We start from the raw sequence: 14,867 nt of genomic DNA, 5'->3' as shown, positions 1-14,867 counted from the left end.
CAGTCGCGACGAGTCAGCGCCTGACAGCCGCGACCCGCCCTGACACTTTGCGCAAGGGTGGCTTGCGGCCAGCCTCAACCGCTCAGGCCGTACCGCCACCCTGGCAAACCTGTGGCTGCAGCTGGGTCCGCCAATGGCGAGCCAGCAGACGCGAGCCGAGGTGACCGGAAAACAGCCCGCTGCCGCCGCACAGCACGATGGCGATGTCGGGCAATACGAGTGCGCTGCCCGCGGAAATGCCAGCGAGCAGGCCGCCCAGCGGCAGCAGATAGGCTGCCACTATGGCTCGCATGGTCGCTCCGTCGGCGATCGTGACCGACACCTGGTCGCCGGTGCGCAGCCGGCGCGCCAGATCGGCCGCAACCTCGATCTGATGCGTACTGCCATCGCCGGTGCCGCAGGCAGACTTCGACCGGCAGCCGCCGCAGGCTGCCGGGGCATCGACGGCGACGGTGAGGCGGTTGCCTTCAATGGCGATGACGCGTGTTGGCTGCGCTTTCATGTCCCGCTCCGGCCTGTGCAGTGAGGAACACTCTGCAAACGTCGTGCCATTTCGCGATCCACTGCGGCAATACGGCGTCGCGCCGGTCGGGCACGGCGATTGTGGCCGGGCCGGACGTCGTGCGGCAGGTATGTAGCGTGTGACAGGGTTTGTCGGCTTTGCAGCATCAGCGACAGCCTGCGCGCGCACTGTTTTGGTATTGCGCCGCACCAACCCGGACGGCATTGAACAGCGGCTGAACGGCAAGCGAGCGGGGTCGTGCTCGCGGGTCTCACGCAAATGGCGTCCTGCCGGCATTCGTGCTTTCGGCCGCCATCGTGCACCATAACCCTGCTCCGGGTACGGGCTTTGCTTGGAGGTATCCGGGCGGAGACAAATGCGGGCTAACCCACCATCTGGAGCAAGCCGCCGGACGGTCGCCAGCGTCGGCGACAAGGTCGCTCGCCCGCCTTTCCCCACCATAACAAGACCTCCAGGGGCCACTGCACAGTGGGAACCCGACGCGACCGCACAGGCGTCGCTTCGGATTTCCGGACCAACCGCCGGGGGCTGCATCATGGGTGTCAATGGAATCGAGCTGAACGCTCGTGCCAATGTAGAACTGGTGACGGTCTACGAGATCAGCAAGATCCTGAGCTCGTCGCTTGACGTCACCAAGACGCTGCGAGAAGCGCTCAATGTGCTTGCGCATCATCTCGATTTCCGACGCGCAATGATTGCGCTGGCTGACGAGGACGGCGAATCGCTGAGCCTCGCGGCGGCGGTCGGGCTGAGCGCCAAGGAGTGGGCGAGCGGACGCTATCGGGCGGGCGAAGGGATACTCGGACGCATCTACAGATCGGGTTCGCCCATGGTCGTGCCCGACATTTCGGTCGAACCGCTGTTCCTTAACCGCACCGGCGCCCTGGATGAAGCCGACGGCCACACGATCGCCTTCATCGGTGTGCCGATACGCGGCAGCAGCGAAGCCCTTGGCGTGTTGTGCGTGGATCGTGCCGTGACGCCGCGCGGCAGTTTCAGCAGCGATGTTCGCGTGCTGACCATGGCGGCCAATCTGGTCGGACAGTCGGTGGCGCTGCGCCGCGTCGTCCATGAAGAACATGAACGTCTGCTGAACCAGGCCAAGCTGGCGCGGCGGGAAACGCGCGGCCGCTTCAAGCTGGACAATGTGGTCGGTTCTTCGCCCCGCATGCAGGAAGTATTTGCCGAAGCGCACCAGGTGGCGCCGTCGCGCGCCACCGTCCTGTTGCGCGGCGAGAGCGGTACCGGCAAGGAAGTCATTGCGCGCGCGATCCATGAATTGTCGACCCGCAAGGGCGGTCCGTTCATCAAGCTGAACTGTGCGGCGCTGTCCGAATCGCTGCTCGAGTCGGAATTGTTCGGCCACGAAAAGGGGTCGTTCACCGGCGCCAGCGGCGAGCGCAAGGGGCGCTTCGAACTGGCCGACGGCGGCACGCTGTTTCTGGACGAGATCGGCGACATATCGCCGGCGTTCCAGACCAAGCTGCTGCGCGTGCTGCAGGAGCGCGAATTCGAGCGGGTCGGCGGCTCGCGTCCGATCAAGGTCGATGTGCGGCTGGTCTGCGCCACCAACCGGAATCTGGAAAAGATGGTGGCGGCCGGTACCTTCCGCGCCGACCTGTATTTCCGGATCAATGTGGTGAGCATCTTCCTGCCGTCGCTGCGCGAACGGCGCGAGGACATCCCGGCACTGACCCGGCACTTCCTCGAGCGCTTCAATCGCGAGAACGATCGCACCATGAAGCTGGCACCGAGCGGGCAGACGGTGATGATGCAATGCTACTGGCCAGGCAATGTTCGCGAGCTGGAAAACTGCATCGAGCGCACCGCGACGATGGCGCACCACGATTCGATCGAGGCGTCTGACTTTCCCTGTTCATCAAACCGATGTCTCACCCAGGTGCTGCATTTCGTCAAGAAGGACGACGCCGTGTCGCCGGTACTGGTGAGCGCGGCACTGCATCATCCTGACGACTCTTCTGCGGACGATACGGTGGAGGCTGCCGCGCAGCCGGCACGCGGGGAGGCCGGCGCATCGGCAGCGCGGCCGACTGATGACGACAAGCCGCAAGGCGAGCGTGAACGGCTGGTGTGGGCGATGGAACAATGCGGCTGGGTGCAGGCCAAGGCGGCCCGGTTGCTCAACATCACGCCGCGCCAGATGGGCTATGCGCTGAAGAAGTACGACATCGAAGTCAGGCGCTTCTAACCTGTGATGACAGCCGGTCATGGCGCGCGCGCCCCTGTTCCTCCCCTGTTGCAAACGACACAAAGCCGACAGGCGCGCTGCGCCGCTTTGTTTCACTGCGGACGGGCGAGTGGGAGCGGCTTGGAAAACCCCTTTTGTCTCATGGTGTTGCGATCAGATCGGATGATGGCATAGCGCTTGCTGAATGACTGTCGGGAGGAATCGCGACATGGCAGCCGACTTCATCATCAATGACACCACGCTGCGCGACGGCGAACAGACTGCCGGCGTTGCGTTCACGGCAAACGAAAAATGCACCATCGCCCGTGCCCTGGCGCTGGCCGGCGTGCCCGAGATGGAAATCGGCATTCCGACGATGGGTGAAGCGGAGATCGAAGTCATCCAGGACATCGCTTCGCAACATCTTTCGTCGCAGCTGATGGTGTGGGCGCGCATGGTCGATGCGGATCTCGATGCCGCGCTGCGCTGTCCGGTGGACATCGTGCACATGTCGCTGCCGGTGTCCGACCTGCAACTCGAATCCAAGCTGCGGCGCAGCCGCGAATGGGTGCTGGCGCAGATCGTGCCGCACGTCGCACGTGCGCTCGATGCCGGCGTCGACGTCAGCGTCGGCATGGAAGACGCGTCGCGTGCCGACATCGACTTCCTGTGCCGCGTAGCCGAAGAAGCGCAGCGGGCCGGCGCACGCCGCGTGCGCTTCGCCGACACGCTGGGCATGCTCGATCCCTTCGGCACCTGGATGATGGTGTCGCGCCTGCGCCGCGCGGTCGACATCGAAATCGAAATGCATGCCCACAACGATCTCGGGCTGGCTACCGCCAACACGCTGGCCGCGTTCCGCGCTGGGGCGACACATGCCAACACGACCGTAAACGGGCTGGGCGAACGCGCCGGCAATGCGCCGCTGGAAGAGGTGGTGATGGCGATGCGCCACATTCACGGAGCCGATGCCGGCATCACGACGCAGTCGCTGTTGCAGATATCGCATCTGGTCGAGCGCGCATCGGGTCGGCGCATTGCCGCCAACAAGAGCATCGTGGGTTCCGACGTGTTCACGCATGAGTCGGGCATCCATGTCGATGGCCTGATCAAGAACCCGCGCAACTACCAGAGCTTCGACCCGGCCGAACTGGGCCGTTCGCACCGCATGGTGCTGGGCAAGCATTCGGGCTCGCACGCGGTGCTCGCCGCCTATGCGCAGCTCGGCATGTATCCGTCGGTGCCGGAGGTAGCGCAGATCATCGAGCGCATCCGCGCCTACGCCACGCGCAACAAGTGCGAACCGGACGCGACCCAGCTCGCCGATTTCTACCTCGAGGTCATGCGCACGCAGCGGGAGACTTCATGAACACGGACAACGCCACCTTGGATTCCTGCATCGATCCCTCGCCGCCGCCCGCAACGCTGGGGCTGTTCGCCATGCTGCGCGAAGATGTGGCCTGCGTATTCAAGCGCGACCCGGCGGCACGCAGCACGCTCGAACTGCTGACCATCTACCCCGGCATCCAGGCGCTGGTGATGCATCGACTGGCACACGCGATGTGGCTGCGCGGCCTGCGCTATCTGCCGCGCCTGCTGTCCTTCGTCACGCGCTTCCTGACCAATGTGGACATCCATCCGGCCGCCTGCATCGGCCGGCGCTTCTTCATCGATCACGGTGCCTGCGTGGTGATCGGCGAGACCGCGGAAATCGGCGACGACGTGACGCTGTATCACGGCGTCACGCTGGGCGGCACCACCTGGAGTGCCGGCAAGCGCCACCCTACGCTGGGTTCCGGCGTCATTGTCGGCGCCGGCGCCAAGATACTTGGGGCGATCACGGTCGGTGACTGCGCGCGTGTGGCCGCCAATTCGGTGGTGATTGAAGACGTGTCGCCCGGAATGACCGTGGTCGGCATTCCCGGCCGCATGGTGCTGCCGAAGAGTCAGCGCCGCATCACCGACGGCGGCATCGACCTCGACCACCACCAGATGCCCGATCCGGTGGGCAAGGCACTCGCCTGCCTGCTCGAACGCATCGCCGATCTCGAATGCGAGATCGGCCGCCTCAAAGGCGACCTGCCCGCCATGCAGGGCGCCTGTCGCGACTGCGACGACACCTGTTCTCAACCCGCCTTCGACGGCAGCCTGCACGCCGCCGACATCCCACAAGGAGTGAAACGTCATGGATGAACTGACCCAGCGTCTGGCCACACTTTCGTCGGCCGAAGATTTCCTGGAATTCTTCGCACTGCCCTTCGACCAGTCGGTCGTCAATGTGAACCGGCTGCACATCCTCAAGCGCTTCTACCAGTATCTGCGCGGCGAGCAGGGCGTCGCCGAAGGGGAGGCTGGGGTTGTCTATGCACGCTATCGAGCGCTTCTGGCCCGTGCCTATGAGGACTTCGTGAAGTCCACGCCGGCGCAGGAGAAGGTGTTCAAGGTGTTCCAGGACGCGGACGGACAGCAGCGCGTATCGCTCGCCAGCCTGCGCTCGACGCTGCCCTCGGTGGTCTGACGTGTCGACGAAGGAGCACAGCCATGGACGACAGCGATACCTTCCTCGCCTGCGTCGGCGCGCTTGAAAGCGAAGCCGCCGCGCATTACGCAGTGGCCGCACGGCACGCGCTGAACGCCGGCGACGCCGACCTCGAAGCCTTCTTCCAGGATCTCGCCGAGCTGGCGCGAATGGAGGCGAGCGAGGCGCTGCCCGGCAAGCCCTTGTCGGCGGCCGCCGCACTGCCGCGCATCCGTCCGATCGAAGTCGAAAAGCCGCGCACCGCCATCAAGGTGATTTCCGACGAGGTGCTCGACCTGCATCGCGCACTTGAACGCGCGCTCGACCTGAAACGTCGCAGCCACAGCTATTACGCGACGATGGCCGTGCTCGCGCCGGATCCCGGATTGCGCAAGATGGCGCGCGCCTTCGCACACGACGACGCCGCCCATCTGAACGAAATCGAACGCTGGATTTCGCGCCACACCGCCTGACCGCCACCCTGAAGGACACATCATGCCCAAGCCGCACAAACACGTTTTCGTATGCAGTCAGCAGCGCCCGAACGGCCATCCGCGCGGATCGTGTGCACAGAAGGGCGGCGCTGAAGTGCTGCAGACCTTCTGGGCTGAACTGCAGGCACGCAACTGCTTCGACAGGATTGCCGTGACCTACTCGGGCTGCCTCGGCCCGTGCGACCAGGGCACCAATGTCGTCGTCTATCCGGAAGGCGTCATGTACTCGAACGTGACCAAGGGCGACGTCGCCGAAATCTTCGACCGGCATCTGCTGGGCGATGCGCCGGTCGAACGCCTGCTTGCCGGCGAGGCAATCTGGTGAATCTGTTCACCGGCGAAAGCGCCGACGAGTACTTCGGCGGCAGCGTGCCGCCCGCGGTGCGGCGTCTGCTCGACGAAGCGGTCGGCGCGCCACCACCACGGGTCGAAGCGCTGCTATGGACCGCGCAGGCCAGCGCGCCGGAATGTCTGCCCGTGTACTACCTGCTGTACAAGTTTCACGCCGGGCGGCGCCAGTTCGAGCTGGCCGAAAAGGCCGCCCGCAAGGGTGTCGACATGGCCGGCAGGCAGGCGAAGTTGAATGTCGACTGGACGCAGGTGCACCCCGGCGACGGCGATTTTTCGTCGACCGGTCCGGCTCGCTTCTGGCTGTTCAGCCTGAAGGCGCTGGCCTTCATCTGCCTGCGTTCCGGCCGCAGCGACGAAGCCCACGCGCTGGTCGGACACATCACCCGTCTGGATCCCACGCAGGGGCTGGGCGGTGAAGTCCTCACGTCCCTGCTCGACGGCAGCGCCGCCAGCGACTGAGTCCGGACGCGTTTGTCGTCCTTCCGGCGCGCACCGCGGGAAATGTTGGGCATCGCTGCGCTCACCCCAACCTACGGGCTCGTCGCGCACTTGTAGGTTGGGGTGAGCGCAGCGATGCCCGACAAGCGCCCGCAGCAACCCGCACCCCGGAGCGAGCCCCCATTCAAGAATCCCGCACGTCGGCCCGAGCGATGCGCCATCCCGTCCCGCGGCGAGTCCGTAGGTTGGGGTGAGCGCAGCGATGCCCGACAACGACTTCATGCTTGCGCTGCAACCCGATTGCATGTCACGAGGCGCCCTTTGTGAGCCGCCACATGACACACCTGTTGTTGGCCGGCATTTCGTGATCCTCGATCAGCTGCAGCCCGGCGTTCCTTGCCAGCGCATCGACTGCCTCGAAATCACGGATGCCCCGGTGCGGCGCGCCCGCCTTGAGCGAGCGGTCGAAATCGGCATTGCTTTCGCTGGTGAAGCGCCCGTCGTAGTTGAACGGACCGTAGATCACCAGCACGCCACCCGGCGACAGCACGGCCGGCAGCGCGGCAAACAGGGCGACGACCTCTTCCCACGCCATGATGTGCAGCGTATTGGCGCTGAACACGGCGTCATGCCAGGCATCCGGCCAGAACCGGCTGACGTCGAGCGGCAGCGGTGGCGGCGTGTTGGGCAACGCCGCCTCATCGAGCCACATGCGGATGCCCGGCAGCATGTCTTCGCGATCGCTGCATTGCCAGCACAGATGGGGCAGTGCGGCCGCGAAGTGCACGGCGTGCTGGCCGGTGCCACTGCCGATCTCCAGCACCGTCCGCCGATCGGCGAAGTGGATGCGCAGGCGCTCGAGGATGACGTCGCGGTTGCGATCGCAGGAAGGCGCGTACGGCTTGTCGGGTGACGGGCTGTTCATGTCCGTACTTTGGCATGAACGAGCACGTCGCGCGGCGCCGGTGATACGTTGGGATGCAGGATGTAGCGGCGCAGCAGCCCCTCTGTCTGCATGCCGACGCGTTCGAGCGTGCGCGCCGAACGCGTGTTGTCGATGTCGCTCACCGCCTCGATCCGGTACAGCGATTGATGGCTGAATGCTTCGTCGAGGATGGCCGCGAGGGCTTCCGAGGCGAGGCCGCGGCCCCACAGATCATGTGCCAGCGCGAACCCGAGCCGCATCGAATGCCCTTGTCCGAGCAGTTGCAGCAGGCCGCCGGGTTCGCCGTCATCGCTCACCAGCACCCAGGTGCGCGCCGCGTTGCGCTGCCAGCGCGCGAGGTCGTGCGAAATCTGACGCTGTGTCTGTGCCAGTTCGGTGTGAGCGGTCCAGCCGAGAAAGCGCGTCACGCGTGCATCGCCGCTGACGCGCGCAAACAATGCCGGGGCGTCATACGGCAGTGGCTTGCGCAGCAGGCAGCGCGCGGTGTGCAGCGTCGGTGCCCAGTCAGCCATGTGTCAGCCGGCCCGTCCTGTGTTTGCCCGCCAGCATCGCGCTCATGATCGGACGCGCGTGGCCACACTGTCGGGAGTGTCCGGTTGTGGTGTCATGTTTGTTGCGTTGGTGCGGGCCTTGGAGTGCTGCACACCACAGTGCATGTTCCGGGCCAGCGGCCCATCAACGGTCAGGCATCTCGCCGGGCCATACGCACTGAAGGTTGCGGTCGCCGACCGGGCCGCGCAGCCCCTGCCTGCACGCCGCAGGCAGGGGCGATTTTCGGCGAGCCGCATGCCTGTCTCTCGTGGTTCGCCCGCACGATGTATGTGCCTGACAGCCGGGAGCTGCGCTCGACATGGAGCGAAGGACGTGCGAATTCCGCGCCAGGTCAGGCCGGTCCAGGACCTCTTCTTGCTTTGTACCTCGCAGGTCCAAAAAGGAGAATCACTGCGATGCCGCTGCATGACTTTCACTGTCGCAAATGCGAAATGAACTTCGAACGCCTCGTTCGCGGCGACACGCCGATCACCTGTCCGGGGTGCGGCAGCGACCAGGTGGACAAACTCCTGTCGGCACCGCAAGCCCCTGGCCGCAGCAAGGACATCATCGCAGCCGGTCGCGCCGCCGCTGCGCGAGAAGGGCACTTCAGCAACTACTCGGCGAGCGACCAGGCCAGGACGCGACGCAAGTGACGAGCTGCTTGTTGGGCATCGCTGCGCTCACCCCAACCTACGGACTCGTCACACCATTGTAGGTTGGGGTGAGCGCAGCGATGCCCAACAAGCGCCCGTGGCGAACCTTCACCTCGGGTCGCGTCCTCGGAAAAACGCGAAAAGGACCACACCGAGCAGCGCCTATTCTTCCGGGCCGAAGCAGGCGACGTAGTCGGTACAGGCGCCGCAACTGGGCGACTTGCACACGCGGATGTCGGCGCGTTCGCACAACTGCAGATAGAGGAATTTCTTCCACTTCATGTCCTGCGTGTTGCGTACCGCTAGCGTCGTGAAATGGTCGTGCATGAGTGCGGACAGCATGCTGCGGTCCGGCAGGTCCATGTCCTGCCACAGGTGGTCGGCGCCGACGCAGGCCGTGGCGACCGCGTGGGCGAGCCACAGATTGTCTTCGTCGGCCTGCGTACGGTGATCGGCAAGCAGCGTCACGACGTCGTCGATCTCGATGGCTTCGACGAAGTCTTCGGGCGTGTCGAGCCACAGGTCGGGCAGCCATTCCGCCCCGGGAAAATGGCGCGTAAGCAGGCGACGCGTGGTTGCCGTGTCGAGGCCATGCAGCGGCAGCCTGTGCAGGCCATGCTGTCGCCAGCGCCGTCCGATCACGCCGGCCAGCGCATGCGTCAGCGTGCTTTCCGGATCGCGCGCGAGGCGCATCAGCAGGCTGCGGAAGCTGACGGCGCCGGGCCGCGTTGCGGAGACGGCACAGTCTTTCAGCGGTTCGGTGCGAGTGTCCATGTCGGCCTCCGGTTCGCGTCGGGTCGCCGGATCTAGACTTCGGCCGGCTCGTGCGTGTAGCACTTCTTCGGGCACACCTTCGAACAGGCCTGGCAGCCGATGCAGTTGGCCTGATGCCCGATCGTCATGACCTTTCTTTCGTACTCGTCGTCGTCATCGTCGTTCTCGGGATCGACCACGACGAGGTCACCGTCTTCGGTCATGCCGGCCAGCGCGAGCACGTTGTTGGCACACACCTTGACGCAGCGCGCACAGCCGATGCAGTTGTCCTGGTTCAGCTTGCTGACGAACTTCGGGGTCCAGATTTCGCCGCTGGGCAGCGTGACGGAAAAGGTGGCCATGATGTGTCCTTCTGTCAGGAGGTCCATCCGGAAGCACGATGAACATCGCGCCTTCGGCGTCAGTCGTATTCAGGCGCTCGCGGCCGCCAGTTCCTTGCGCGCCGCCATCAGCGACTGGTGTGCGTCGTACGCCGTCTGCGCCACGTCGAGGATCTTTTCCCAGTTGGTCGGCAGGTCTTCCGACAGATCGTGCAGATCCATCTTGGCCTGCGTGGCCCGTGCGTTGAGCTTCTTCACTTCGGCTTTCAGCGTTTCGATGTCAGGCATGGCGTGCTCCTCAACCCCAGTTGGCAACTTCGTTGTACTTGGTCACCATGCCGACGCCCTCTTCGACGTACTTCTGTCCCGCCTCGGCCAGCTTGGCGTAGCTGGGGAAGCCGAATCGGTGGGCGTCGCGCAGCTGCTTGTTCACCGCGATCAGGCGACCGGCGATCAGCACCATGCGGCCGAAGCCCTCGTGCGACATTTTCATCATCGGCGTCACCATGACCTTGGTTTCGCGTTCGATGGTGAGGCCGACGGCGTTGAAGAACAGCTCGATGCGCCACAGCGTTTCCGGGTCGGGGTCGCCCATCAGCGGCAGCGCGCGGCGTGCCTCGGCGCTCAGGATGTAGGGTTCGAGCAGTTGCGCATCGCTCTTGCCTTCCCACGCGCCGTGCATGTCTTGCGCGCGGAACTGCTTGATCAGCTCGCTCAGGAAGGGGGTTGCCAGTGCCGCACTGTCTTCGGCGGTGATGTCCAGGGTTTCAGCCATTTTGTTCAACCTCGTCTTCAAAATCGAAATCGCGCCGCGCATCCTTGTCCAGTGCCTTGCGCAGCCACGGCGGCGGCGTACCGCGCAGCACTTCCTGCAGCTTGTCCAGAATGTCCATGATGGGTTCCGGCTGGTTCACCTTGATCGGGTGGATCTTGCTGGCCACCACGCGCGCGGCCGCCGAGCCGCCGATGGCGGCGACATAGACGATGGCGACGTCCTTGATCGCTTCGAGCTTGGGCGCGAGCTTGTCCTCGTCGCCGTCTTCGTCGAGCTTGCCGCCGAAGTCGAAGCTTTCGAGAAAGTGGTAGCCGTCGCGGTCGATTTCGTACACCGCGAGGTGTTTGGCCCAGCCGAAGTGCGCATCGACGCACTGCTTGTCCTGGGTGGCGAAGGCGATCTTCATCATCTGCTCCTCATGGTTTCGGTCGATGGTTGGCGTCAGGCGCCGACCGCATCGGGTACGACGTCGATCGGTGCGACGTTACTGGCGCAGCCACTGCTGCCACACGCCGCGGTGCTTTCGCCACTGGCCGCGCGCCGGCTTTCTTCCGGCAGCGGCCAGTCCTGCGGCGTGTTCTGGTGTTCGTCGGCGAGGAAGGTGTTGGCCCAGCCGTTGATCAGTTCGCGCGTGCCGCGGTAGCCCACCATCAGCATGTGCGCCGCCCCGAGGCGGTCGAACATCGGGATGCCGACGCGCGCCAGCGGCACGCCGAGCCGTTCGGCCGCCTGGCGGCCGTGCGAGTGGGTGATCAGCAGTTGCGCGCCGCCCGCCTTCGCCCGCATTTCGAGGTCTTCGAGGTCGCCCACCAGCACTTCGTTACAGGGCACGCCTTGGAGCACGCGCGAGTGCGTCGTGGTGACCGCGGCCACCACGTGCGCACCCATTTCGGCGGCGGTGGTCGTCAGCGCGTACAGCAGGTCGGGTTCGGCGGCGAAGGCCATGTTCTTGCTGCCGACCCAGAAGTGGGCGTCGAGCATCACGTCCTGCAGCTGGCTGCGCTGGCGCCGGTACTTGGGCGGCACCGGCCGGCCCGACAGCTGCGACAGGTATTGCAGGAAGTCGTCCACCGCGGCCAGCCCGGTCAGCCGGTCGAACACGCGGTAGGGCACGCCGCAGCGTTCTTCGATCGCCGCCGCGGCGGCGTCCATGCGTGCGCCGACGGCCAGCGTGGCCTTGGCCGCACCCAGCTGGCGCAACGCGTCGGGCGTGGTGCCGCCGAGCGTGGTCGGCGTGAAGTTTTCCGGAATGTGGCCGTCCATCGAGCCCGATATGTCGGGCATCACGCGTGCCTGCAGGCCGAAGGCCTCGATCATTTCGCGCAGTTCGTCGATGTCGGCAGGCGTCAGGTGGGCGCCCGGCAGCAGGTTCACCAGATGATCGTCGCGCACCGCACAGGGCTGGGCGAAGGCGTCGACCACGGCCAGCACGGCCTTGCCCCAGCCGTCTTCGAAGGCGCCGACGTAGTCGGGGGTCGATACGTAGACGATGTCGGTGCCGGTCAGCGTTTCGCCGTGCTTCTTGCGGATCAGGTTCAGGTAGCCGTCGACGTCGTCACCCTTGGTTTCAGTGAGCCCGGTCGAGGCGATGGCGATGAGCGACGGATTGGCGCGCTTCTTGATGTTGAGGATGGCCTGCTCGATGTTCTCCAGGCCGCCGAGGATGGTGCTCACCTCGTTCATCGCCGTGGTCTGCATCGGGATCGCCTCTTTGAAATGGCGCACCAGCAGTACCAGGCCGAAGGAGGTGCAGCCCTGCGAGCCGTGCATCATCGGCATGCAGTTGTCCAGCCCCATGAAGGCATAGCACGCGCCCAGCGGCTGGCTCATCTTCAGCGGATTGACGGTGCAGGCTTTCTTCGAATCGATGACGGTGGCCATGGCGTGATCCTCAGGCGGCGACCACGTCCCAGGGCGCCGGACGGCGCACCTGTTCCCAGATCGGGTTGTGCAGCGCCTTGTCGATCTCGCGCACCAGATCGACCATGCCTTCGTAGCCGGCGTAGGCGTGGTGGCGTTCCTGGTTGATGTCCAGCCAGGGCATCTTGGCCTTGAGCGCGATGAACTGGCTGCGGCCACCGGACAGCATGATGTCCGCCTTGGCGTCCTTGAGCATCGCGTACATTTCGCGCGGCGTCATGTCGTCGATCATGTGCGCGTCCTGCCCCATCAGCTCCTTGATCTTTTCCTTGTCTTCCTTGGTCGATTTCTTGACGCTGGTGCCGACGATTTCCAGCCCGGCTTCCTGCAGCGCGGCCACCACCGACCAGCTCTTCACGCCGCCGGTGATGAGCAGCACTTTCTTGCCTTCGAGCCGCGGCCGATAGGCGACGATGCGTTCGAAGGCGCGCTTTTCCTCGACCGCGATCAGCGCTTCTGTGCGCGCCTTCAGCTCTTCCGGCGCGCCCTTCTCGACCAGCAGGCGGGCGATTTCGCGCAGCGTTTCCGACATGTCGCCGATGCCGTAGAACGAGCCTTCGAAGAACGGGATGTCGTAGCGCTCTTCCATCTTGCGCGCGATGTTGATCATCGACTTCGAGCACACCATCATCGCTGCCTTCGCGCGGTGGCTGTAGGCGACTTCGCGATAGCGGCCGTCGCCCGAAATGCAGGACAGGATGCGCACGCCGAGCGCGTCGAGCAGCGGCTTGATCTGCCACAGTTCGCCGGCCAGGTTGTATTCGCCGATGATGTTGATGTCGTAGGGCGTGACGAAGTCGGGCTCTTCGGTACCGATCACGTAATCGAGCAGCGCCTCGGCGCCGAGCTTGTTGCCGAGGTTCTTCGGCCCGACGAAGCCGGGCGCGTTGACCGGAATGACCGGCTTGCCGAACTTTTCGGTCGCCCGCTTGCACACCGCCTCGATGTCGTCGCCGATCAGCGCGGTGACGCAGGTCTGATAGACGAACACCGCCGGCGGGTCGTATTTCTCGATGATTTCCTTCACCGACCTGAACAGGCGCTTCTCGCCGCCGTAGATGACGTCCAGTTCATTGATGTCGGTGGTGAAGCCGGTGCGGTAGAGCTGCGAGGTGCTGGACGACGAATTGCGGTTGTCCCACGAATTGCCTTCGCAGGCGATCGGGCCGTGCACCAGATGGGCCACGTCGACGATGGGTTGCAGCGCGACCTTGGCGCCGTCGAAGGCACAGCCGCCAGCGGCCGCACCGGGCGACAGCTGCTTGGTGCAGCCCTTCTTCTTTTCCTTGGCCGACTTGTTCTGGTTGTGCTCGCAGGCGGGTTCTTCGAACACGTCCTGGATCTTGGCGGATACACGGGCATCCATTGCACACCTCCCATTCGGTCACTGCATCCGTCGCAGGCGACGGCCCTGCATCCACTTCAGCAGGAATGATGCCAAGCCGCTGCAGCGCACAAAGCGGCCATCTAATCAGCGCAGTAGCGGCGCAACACGTTCCGGCCCGACAAACAGTGAGCGGTTTGCGACACGTCTTTGTCGGGTTTGGCAGGGTTCGCGTCGCGCGCCTACTCGATGCCGTCCATCCGCGCCTTGTTGTAGATGGCGGCCTGCAGACGGCGCGCGATGCCGCCCGGGCTGGCGTCGAAGTCGCGGCTGGCCGCATTGAGGGCGTCCTGTGCCACGGCTGATTCGGCCAGCGTCAGCGCAATGCGTCCCGCCATGTGGGTGGCGTCCGGCAGCGCCCGCAGGATGGCCTGACGGTTCGGATGCTCGATCAGCGGCACCAGTTTCGTGGCTTCCGGCCGGCCGTCAAGGCATACGGCATCGTCGATCACTTCGACCTTGCGGCCGTCTTGCGTCGTTTTCACATGGATCGTCATTTCGCTTCTCCCGTCAGGATGGGTTGCACACGGGGGGCTCGAAGCAGGAGACGTGCCGCGACGGGAACGAAGCTTGCTCATGGGTCGGCAGACACCCATCGACACGGAGGCACCCAGCATGCAGATCGGCGTAGACAGCCAGCGCGCGGTGGAGAACAAGCGCGTATTCGTGGTCGACAACGACGACGTCGTCAGCATGGCGCTGCAGTTCATGCTGGCCGACGAGATGGAAACGCATGTGCTCGCCGACAGCGCCGAAGCGCTGGCCAAGGGCCGCGGCGCCCCACCCGACCTGCTGCTGCTCGGTGCCGGCGTGCTGGCGAGCGAAGGCGTGGACGTGGTCACCCGCCTGAAGGAAGGCCTGGGCGGCGTGAAGATGCTCGTGGTGTGCACCGATGCCGACGACGAGGACGTCAGAGCGGCGCTGGCGCTGGGTGCGGAGAGCACCTTGCTGCGCCCGCTCAAGGTGGAAACCGTGCGGCGCAAGGTCGACACCCAACTGGGTCGGCGCGCGCCGCTCGAAATCCCGGTCGTGCTGCGCTGAGCGCCCGG

The 14,867-nt window shown here is 65.1% G+C and carries 20 protein-coding genes; 9 read left to right on the top strand and 11 right to left on the bottom strand.

All coding sequences use genetic code 11. The features are described 5' to 3' along the window. Positions 1-82: 82 nt before the first annotated feature. On the bottom strand, positions 83-502 hold the full coding sequence (locus tag BSY238_RS18515) for a SoxR reducing system RseC family protein (protein ID WP_069038361.1): 420 nt from the start codon (positions 500-502) through the stop codon (positions 83-85). Between the two features lie 556 nt (positions 503-1,058). Here BSY238_RS18515 and nifA point away from each other — a divergent pair. The 7 genes from nifA (at position 1,059) to BSY238_RS06110 (ending at position 6,533) form a co-directional block, all read left to right on the top strand. Continuing rightward, complete coding sequence (gene nifA, locus BSY238_RS06140) at positions 1,059-2,732, top strand: nif-specific transcriptional activator NifA (RefSeq protein ID WP_069038360.1); 1,674 nt, start codon at positions 1,059-1,061, stop codon at positions 2,730-2,732. 208 nt (positions 2,733-2,940) lie between these two features. Further along, positions 2,941-4,080, top strand: coding sequence for a homocitrate synthase (gene nifV / locus BSY238_RS06135; protein WP_069038359.1), 1,140 nt, complete (start codon positions 2,941-2,943; stop codon positions 4,078-4,080). Then, positions 4,077-4,904 carry a serine O-acetyltransferase gene (gene cysE, locus BSY238_RS06130; RefSeq protein WP_069038358.1) on the top strand — a complete coding sequence of 276 codons (828 nt, stop codon included), beginning with the start codon at positions 4,077-4,079 and terminating at the stop codon, positions 4,902-4,904. Before nifV ends, cysE begins: the two co-directional genes overlap by 4 nt. After that, the gene (nifW, locus tag BSY238_RS06125; protein ID WP_069038357.1) at positions 4,897-5,229 is read left to right on the top strand and encodes a nitrogenase stabilizing/protective protein NifW; all 333 of its coding nucleotides are present in this window, start codon (positions 4,897-4,899) and stop codon (positions 5,227-5,229) included. The genes cysE and nifW overlap by 8 nt, the downstream gene beginning before the upstream one ends. A 23-nt stretch (positions 5,230-5,252) precedes the next feature. After that, positions 5,253-5,702: a hypothetical protein gene (locus tag BSY238_RS06120; RefSeq protein WP_069038356.1), complete on the top strand. Its 450-nt coding sequence runs from the start codon at positions 5,253-5,255 to the stop codon at positions 5,700-5,702. A 22-nt stretch (positions 5,703-5,724) separates the two neighbouring features. Next, positions 5,725-6,048 carry a (2Fe-2S) ferredoxin domain-containing protein gene (locus BSY238_RS06115; protein ID WP_069038355.1) on the top strand — a complete coding sequence of 108 codons (324 nt, stop codon included), beginning with the start codon at positions 5,725-5,727 and terminating at the stop codon, positions 6,046-6,048. After that, the gene (locus BSY238_RS06110) at positions 6,045-6,533 is read left to right on the top strand and encodes a hypothetical protein (protein ID WP_069038354.1); all 489 of its coding nucleotides are present in this window, start codon (positions 6,045-6,047) and stop codon (positions 6,531-6,533) included. The genes BSY238_RS06115 and BSY238_RS06110 overlap by 4 nt, the downstream gene beginning before the upstream one ends. Before the next feature lie 286 nt (positions 6,534-6,819). On the opposite strand, the gene BSY238_RS06105 is transcribed toward BSY238_RS06110, so the two are convergent. Then, complete coding sequence (locus tag BSY238_RS06105; RefSeq protein WP_069038353.1) at positions 6,820-7,437, bottom strand: DUF938 domain-containing protein; 618 nt, start codon at positions 7,435-7,437, stop codon at positions 6,820-6,822. Beyond that, positions 7,434-7,970, bottom strand: a complete 537-nt coding sequence (locus BSY238_RS06100; protein ID WP_069038352.1) for a GNAT family N-acetyltransferase — start codon at positions 7,968-7,970, stop codon at positions 7,434-7,436. The genes BSY238_RS06105 and BSY238_RS06100 overlap by 4 nt, the downstream gene beginning before the upstream one ends. A 471-nt stretch (positions 7,971-8,441) precedes the next feature. Here BSY238_RS06100 and BSY238_RS06095 point away from each other — a divergent pair, with 471 nt between their 5' ends. After that, on the top strand, positions 8,442-8,645 hold the full coding sequence (locus BSY238_RS06095) for a DUF1178 family protein (RefSeq protein ID WP_236952613.1): 204 nt from the start codon (positions 8,442-8,444) through the stop codon (positions 8,643-8,645). Between the two features lie 162 nt (positions 8,646-8,807). Here the strand turns inward: BSY238_RS06095 and BSY238_RS06090 are convergent, their stop codons facing one another. The 8 genes from BSY238_RS06090 to BSY238_RS06055 all read right to left on the bottom strand — a co-directional run bounded on the left by BSY238_RS06090 (position 8,808) and on the right by BSY238_RS06055 (position 14,315). After that, positions 8,808-9,419, bottom strand: coding sequence for a nitrogen fixation protein NifQ (locus tag BSY238_RS06090; RefSeq protein ID WP_069038350.1), 612 nt, complete (start codon positions 9,417-9,419; stop codon positions 8,808-8,810). A 32-nt stretch (positions 9,420-9,451) separates the two neighbouring features. After that, positions 9,452-9,760, bottom strand: a complete 309-nt coding sequence (gene fdxB / locus BSY238_RS06085; protein WP_069040495.1) for a ferredoxin III, nif-specific — start codon at positions 9,758-9,760, stop codon at positions 9,452-9,454. Between the two features lie 69 nt (positions 9,761-9,829). Continuing rightward, positions 9,830-10,027 carry a CCE_0567 family metalloprotein gene (locus tag BSY238_RS06080; RefSeq protein WP_069038349.1) on the bottom strand — a complete coding sequence of 66 codons (198 nt, stop codon included), beginning with the start codon at positions 10,025-10,027 and terminating at the stop codon, positions 9,830-9,832. Between the two features lie 10 nt (positions 10,028-10,037). Then, positions 10,038-10,514 (bottom strand): NifX-associated nitrogen fixation protein, encoded by a 477-nt coding sequence (locus tag BSY238_RS06075; RefSeq protein WP_069038348.1) that lies wholly within the window; start codon positions 10,512-10,514, stop codon positions 10,038-10,040. After that, positions 10,507-10,923: a nitrogen fixation protein NifX gene (nifX, locus tag BSY238_RS06070; RefSeq protein ID WP_223300289.1), complete on the bottom strand. Its 417-nt coding sequence runs from the start codon at positions 10,921-10,923 to the stop codon at positions 10,507-10,509. The genes BSY238_RS06075 and nifX overlap by 8 nt, the downstream gene beginning before the upstream one ends. Positions 10,924-10,955: 32 nt before the next feature. After that, positions 10,956-12,395: a nitrogenase iron-molybdenum cofactor biosynthesis protein NifN gene (gene nifN, locus BSY238_RS06065; protein ID WP_069038347.1), complete on the bottom strand. Its 1,440-nt coding sequence runs from the start codon at positions 12,393-12,395 to the stop codon at positions 10,956-10,958. 10 nt (positions 12,396-12,405) lie between these two features. Continuing rightward, positions 12,406-13,800 (bottom strand): nitrogenase iron-molybdenum cofactor biosynthesis protein NifE, encoded by a 1,395-nt coding sequence (gene nifE / locus BSY238_RS06060; RefSeq protein ID WP_069038346.1) that lies wholly within the window; start codon positions 13,798-13,800, stop codon positions 12,406-12,408. Positions 13,801-14,000: 200 nt separating this feature from the next. Continuing rightward, the gene (locus BSY238_RS06055) at positions 14,001-14,315 is read right to left on the bottom strand and encodes a hypothetical protein (protein WP_069038345.1); all 315 of its coding nucleotides are present in this window, start codon (positions 14,313-14,315) and stop codon (positions 14,001-14,003) included. 118 nt (positions 14,316-14,433) lie between these two features. On the opposite strand from BSY238_RS06055, the gene BSY238_RS06050 reads away from it, so the two are divergent. Beyond that, on the top strand, positions 14,434-14,859 hold the full coding sequence (locus BSY238_RS06050) for a response regulator (protein ID WP_069040493.1): 426 nt from the start codon (positions 14,434-14,436) through the stop codon (positions 14,857-14,859). Positions 14,860-14,867: the final 8 nt, after the last annotated feature.

The sequence above is a fragment of the Methyloversatilis sp. RAC08 genome (assembly GCF_001713355.1).
Taxonomy (GTDB): domain Bacteria; phylum Pseudomonadota; class Gammaproteobacteria; order Burkholderiales; family Rhodocyclaceae; genus Methyloversatilis.
This window is presented reverse-complemented; position numbering and strand designations above follow the sequence as displayed.

Bases quoted from the DNA above. Each gene is read 5' to 3' on its own strand.
- BSY238_RS06075 (WP_069038348.1), bottom strand. From the start codon at position 10,514: ATGGCTGAAACCCTGGACATCACCGCCGAAGACAGTGCGGCACTGGCA.
- nifE (WP_069038346.1), bottom strand. From the start codon at position 13,800: ATGGATGCCCGTGTATCCGCCAAGATCCAGGACGTGTTCGAAGAACCC.
- nifN (WP_069038347.1), bottom strand. From the start codon at position 12,395: ATGGCCACCGTCATCGATTCGAAGAAAGCCTGCACCGTCAATCCGCTG.
- BSY238_RS06100 (WP_069038352.1), bottom strand. From the start codon at position 7,970: ATGGCTGACTGGGCACCGACGCTGCACACCGCGCGCTGCCTGCTGCGC.
- BSY238_RS18515 (WP_069038361.1), bottom strand. From the start codon at position 502: ATGAAAGCGCAGCCAACACGCGTCATCGCCATTGAAGGCAACCGCCTC.
- fdxB (WP_069040495.1), bottom strand. From the start codon at position 9,760: ATGGCCACCTTTTCCGTCACGCTGCCCAGCGGCGAAATCTGGACCCCG.
- BSY238_RS06095 (WP_236952613.1), top strand. From the start codon at position 8,442: ATGAACTTCGAACGCCTCGTTCGCGGCGACACGCCGATCACCTGTCCG.
- BSY238_RS06055 (WP_069038345.1), bottom strand. From the start codon at position 14,315: ATGACGATCCATGTGAAAACGACGCAAGACGGCCGCAAGGTCGAAGTG.
- BSY238_RS06120 (WP_069038356.1), top strand. From the start codon at position 5,253: ATGGACGACAGCGATACCTTCCTCGCCTGCGTCGGCGCGCTTGAAAGC.
- BSY238_RS06115 (WP_069038355.1), top strand. From the start codon at position 5,725: ATGCCCAAGCCGCACAAACACGTTTTCGTATGCAGTCAGCAGCGCCCG.
- nifV (WP_069038359.1), top strand. From the start codon at position 2,941: ATGGCAGCCGACTTCATCATCAATGACACCACGCTGCGCGACGGCGAA.
- nifW (WP_069038357.1), top strand. From the start codon at position 4,897: ATGGATGAACTGACCCAGCGTCTGGCCACACTTTCGTCGGCCGAAGAT.
- nifA (WP_069038360.1), top strand. From the start codon at position 1,059: ATGGGTGTCAATGGAATCGAGCTGAACGCTCGTGCCAATGTAGAACTG.
- cysE (WP_069038358.1), top strand. From the start codon at position 4,077: ATGAACACGGACAACGCCACCTTGGATTCCTGCATCGATCCCTCGCCG.
- BSY238_RS06080 (WP_069038349.1), bottom strand. From the start codon at position 10,027: ATGCCTGACATCGAAACGCTGAAAGCCGAAGTGAAGAAGCTCAACGCA.
- BSY238_RS06090 (WP_069038350.1), bottom strand. From the start codon at position 9,419: ATGGACACTCGCACCGAACCGCTGAAAGACTGTGCCGTCTCCGCAACG.
- BSY238_RS06050 (WP_069040493.1), top strand. From the start codon at position 14,434: ATGCAGATCGGCGTAGACAGCCAGCGCGCGGTGGAGAACAAGCGCGTA.
- BSY238_RS06105 (WP_069038353.1), bottom strand. From the start codon at position 7,437: ATGAACAGCCCGTCACCCGACAAGCCGTACGCGCCTTCCTGCGATCGC.
- nifX (WP_223300289.1), bottom strand. From the start codon at position 10,923: ATGATGAAGATCGCCTTCGCCACCCAGGACAAGCAGTGCGTCGATGCG.